This is a genomic window from Rubidibacter lacunae KORDI 51-2, from assembly GCF_000473895.1.
GTDB classification, from domain to species: Bacteria; Cyanobacteriota; Cyanobacteriia; order Cyanobacteriales; family Rubidibacteraceae; genus Rubidibacter; species Rubidibacter lacunae.
In genome coordinates this window covers 1-3659 of the sequence record NZ_ASSJ01000073.1, presented here as the reverse complement: position 1 = coordinate 3659, position 3659 = coordinate 1, and the positions used below count along the sequence as shown (strand labels likewise).

Below are 3659 nucleotides of genomic sequence, written 5' to 3'. Positions count from 1 at the left end.
AGCATCAGCGTCGGGAGGATGTCACTCGAAGGCTTCCAGGTAGTCGCGCAAGCGGTTGCGGCGCTTGGGTTGCTGCAGCTTTTGCATCGCTTTGCCTTCAATTTGGCGCACGCGCTCGCGCGAGAGCGCGAGCGTACGTCCGATTTCTGCCAGCGAGCGAGCGATCCCGTCGCTTAAGCCATAGCGTAACCGCACCACGTCGCGCTCGCGCTCGCTTAGCTCTGATAGGAGGTTGTGTAGATCCTGCTGCAAAGATTCGCGCGCGAATCGGTCCTCCGGAGAAATGTCGTCCGTTTCAAGCAACTCGCTCAGTTCCGTATCGCGTTCCTTCCCGACTTTGAGGTCCATGGAAACCGCACGTGGCATACACATCAGTAACTCATGAACCTGTGACGATTCCACGTTCAAGGACTCCGCGATGTCCTCAACCGTTGCAAACCGGCCGCCTTCTTGAATGATTTGGCGCTGAACCCGCTTGATTTTGTTGAGTTTCTCGATGAGATGGATCGGCAGGCGAATCGTGCGACTTTGCGAGGCGATCGCGTGCGTGATGCCCTGGCGAATCCACCAGTATGAATATGTGCTGAACCGAAAGCCTTTGGTCGGATCGAATTTCTCGACGGCGCGCTCCAACCCTAGAGAACCTTCTTGAATCAAGTCCAACAAGTCCAGCCCACGATTCTGGTATTTCTTCGCCACGGACACAACGAGGCGCAAGTTGGCTCGGACCATGTGCTTTTTCGCACGCTCTCCCTCAAGCAGGGTGCGGCTCAGCTGCGACACAGTCATTTTTGCAAGCTGCGACCATCGTTCTCGACCGTCTGCAAGCGCCTGCTCGAGGTCGTCGACCTCCACAGCCGCCGCAGATGCCCAACGTGCTGGGGACGGGCGCGTGCCAAGCTGAACGGTTAGCCGATCGCAGGTTTTACTGAGGTCTGCGAACCGACTCAACACGCGATCCCCGCTCGCGACCGCGTCGTCGCGTACGGACTGCAGCTGGAGATACCGTTGCACTCGCTGCGCTTCTGCTATTTCTTCGTCCCGACGCAAGAGTGGCACGCGACCGATTTCGCTCAGATACAAGCGGACCAAATCGGTCGAACCGTGCGACGAGCGATCGGCTTTTGCGCCGGTTTCTCCGGCAGATATTTCTAATTCCACGAGGTCGTCCCCAAAATTCTCGGCTTCATTACCATCAGGACTAACGGTTTTTAAGCTGCTGCTCGAGGGAGTTTTTTTCGTGTCGATATTCAAAGAAGGGGAAGTACCAGACATTTTTTGGTCATCCAATGAAAGTGGGAAAACGTTGAAGCCGTGCCAAGCCCTTCGAGGGATTTCCAACAATAGGATTCCCATCTTTGGCTGCAAATAAGTCGTCACAAAATAGTTACCATTCGCACCAATAGTCGGCTGAACTCACGACTGAAGTGGAACGCTTACCCGCAAGCTGCTTTGAGCAGCGCTCGCGGGCGCCGCCGCGAACATTTTTGTATTCCTCATTGTTCGGGCATAAAATGCAAAGTGATTGTGCTTGCGCGAATTGGCAGCCGTTAGCGGTGCCGCAGGAGGTTTGTAGACGGATCCCGAAGGGCGGCTAAGTGCAATACCCACCCTGCCCACATGCCCTCCTGGGATTGCTGAACGAATTACAAAAGTTGGTATTTGGATATTCTCAAGACGCCAGTCGTTCGCTTTTGTGAAAATCCCATTCATCCCGCTTGCATGTCGCGGATTGGAATAGCCACCCCATACGTGCCAAGATTCCGATCGGTTTAGTTTGGGTCGTGGGTTGTCGGAGATAGGGTTAGCAATTGCCGAGTTTGAAGCGATCGCGTACCGGCTAGATCGAAATTCGGGACTGCCGCGAGTACTTCTCCTACCGAGCGCGTTCCATCGCAGGTTTTGAGGAAAGCAAATTCGGCCGCGTTGAGGTCGACCAATTGATAGTTGAGGTCGAATACGCTGCGGCTTTCCCACCCTTGCAAGCACGGATGGCGCAGGGGAATTGCCGCTAACAAGGCGGCATCATCGGACCAGTCAGCACGGGAGAGCGGCGATCGCGCCAAGAAAAATTCGAAGTGGGTAATTCCTTCGGGATCGAGCTGTTCGATCAAGCGGTAGCGATCGTGTTCGGGCAGGGCGCGAGCGCGAGCTAGTAGGTCTGGGTTGCTTCCCAACAAGCGTTCGGGCTGCCAGACCTGGGGATTGGAAAAGCCTACGAACTCCAATCCGGACGCTGCAATGAGTTCGAAGAGCGTTTCAGTGGTGTAGTCGATTTCTTGGGGGTGGACGTACATGTCGGCGAAGTTGGCGTCGCGCTGATTTTCTAGCGACCAGCGCTCGCGTTCTCGCCGCACCAGACGGTTGGTTTCAGGCAAGGCGGCAAAGAGCGCTCGCCCGAGCTTTACGCCTTCGCGGTAGTCGCTGCGGTTGGATTGCAGCAGCGCGATCGCCTGTTGCATGAGGCGTATCTCCCAGCGCCCGTATTCGGCATAGACGAACACATGCAAGATGCCGCCGGGTGCGAGTTTGGGTGCCAGGGCTTGAATGCCCCGCACCGGATTGGGCAGGTGATGCAGGACGCCGACGCAGTTGATCAGCTCGAACTTGCCGGGCAATTCGGCTGCGGCTTCGAGGGGAAGGCAGCGGAACTCGACGTTGTTGGCCCCCGATCGCTGACAGCGCTCGCGGGCAACGTCCAAGGTGCCGGGGCTGATGTCGATGCCGAGCACGCTGGCGTCTGGGTTGAGGTGTGCCAGATATTCGGTGCCGACGCCCGACCCGCAGCCAGCATCGAGGATGCGAACGTTCGATCGCGCCGGTCGCTGTTGAGTGCAAAAGTTGTAGGCAGCGTCCCACACCCAACGCCAGTTATAACCGGGCGGCGGTTCGTCGAGTAGCGGTTCCGGCGGAAACGGATAAGCGTCGTAGAGCTTGGCGACGGCAGCGCGAGTATCGGCGTCAGACATGTCGAACGTGAAAAGAACAGGTGCAGATTTTTGCTGCAGCCGGATCGCCATCCGGGGCACGATCGCCTACAGCCAATTTTCAGAATCGCACGCTTCTGGATACGACGACAATATCGGCACGCGGGCACAGATGCAGGTAAGGCGATCGAAGAGGACCGTTCGATTCGGACGTTCGTTTGGTCTTGCCCCTAAGTTTTTTATATTTTTTTAAGGGCCTCTACCCGCTAATGACTCTGCAGTCGACGTTGCGGTCCCTTCAGTTTTGCTTGCAGCCGGTACCGCACCAAGTGATGGACGGTGGCGTAGTTGGCCTCGACACCCAGCTGAGTACGCAGCCATTGCTGAATCTGCGTGTAGCGCTCGAACCCGCCTTCTGGATCCTGGAGTTGCTTCTGCAAGCAGCGCACCGCCCAATCGGGGATGATGCGAGGACGACCGGGGCTAGCGGACCGCGCCAACAAATGTGGCAGACCGCCCTGACGATAACGTGCCAGCCAACGCTGCAACGTGCCTCGATGTTTGCCCAGCACCTGCGCTGCGGCCGAGACCGTCAACTGCTCGGCTCGAATCAGGTAGAGCGCTTGTAAGCGCTCTTTTGCTGACGGATGATTCTCTGTTTGCAGCAGTGCCTGGAGTTCCTCGGCACTCTCGCGAATTTCAATATGGGTGATGCCACTCATCAGTGTTTCC

The 3659-nt window shown here is 57.0% G+C and carries 3 protein-coding genes; all 3 read right to left on the bottom strand.

Annotation, left to right across the window (positions count from 1 at the left end):
- Positions 1 to 21: 21 nt before the first annotated feature.
- Positions 22 to 1275: an RNA polymerase sigma factor SigC gene (gene sigC / locus KR51_RS12740; RefSeq protein ID WP_040656207.1), complete on the bottom strand. Its 1254-nt coding sequence runs from the start codon at positions 1273 to 1275 to the stop codon at positions 22 to 24.
- A 497-nt stretch (positions 1276 to 1772) separates the two neighbouring features.
- Complete coding sequence (locus KR51_RS12735) at positions 1773 to 2969, bottom strand: class I SAM-dependent methyltransferase (protein ID WP_022608355.1); 1197 nt, start codon at positions 2967 to 2969, stop codon at positions 1773 to 1775.
- Between the two features lie 224 nt (positions 2970 to 3193).
- Positions 3194 to 3659 (bottom strand): helix-turn-helix domain-containing protein (locus KR51_RS12730; protein WP_022608353.1); only part of this gene is annotated, 466 nt, incomplete at its 5' end.

Excerpts from the sequence above, each read along its gene's own strand:
- sigC (WP_040656207.1), bottom strand. The coding sequence starts at position 1,275 with ATGTCTGGTACTTCCCCTTCTTTGAATATCGACACGAAAAAAACTCCC.
- KR51_RS12735 (WP_022608355.1), bottom strand. The coding sequence starts at position 2,969 with ATGTCTGACGCCGATACTCGCGCTGCCGTCGCCAAGCTCTACGACGCT.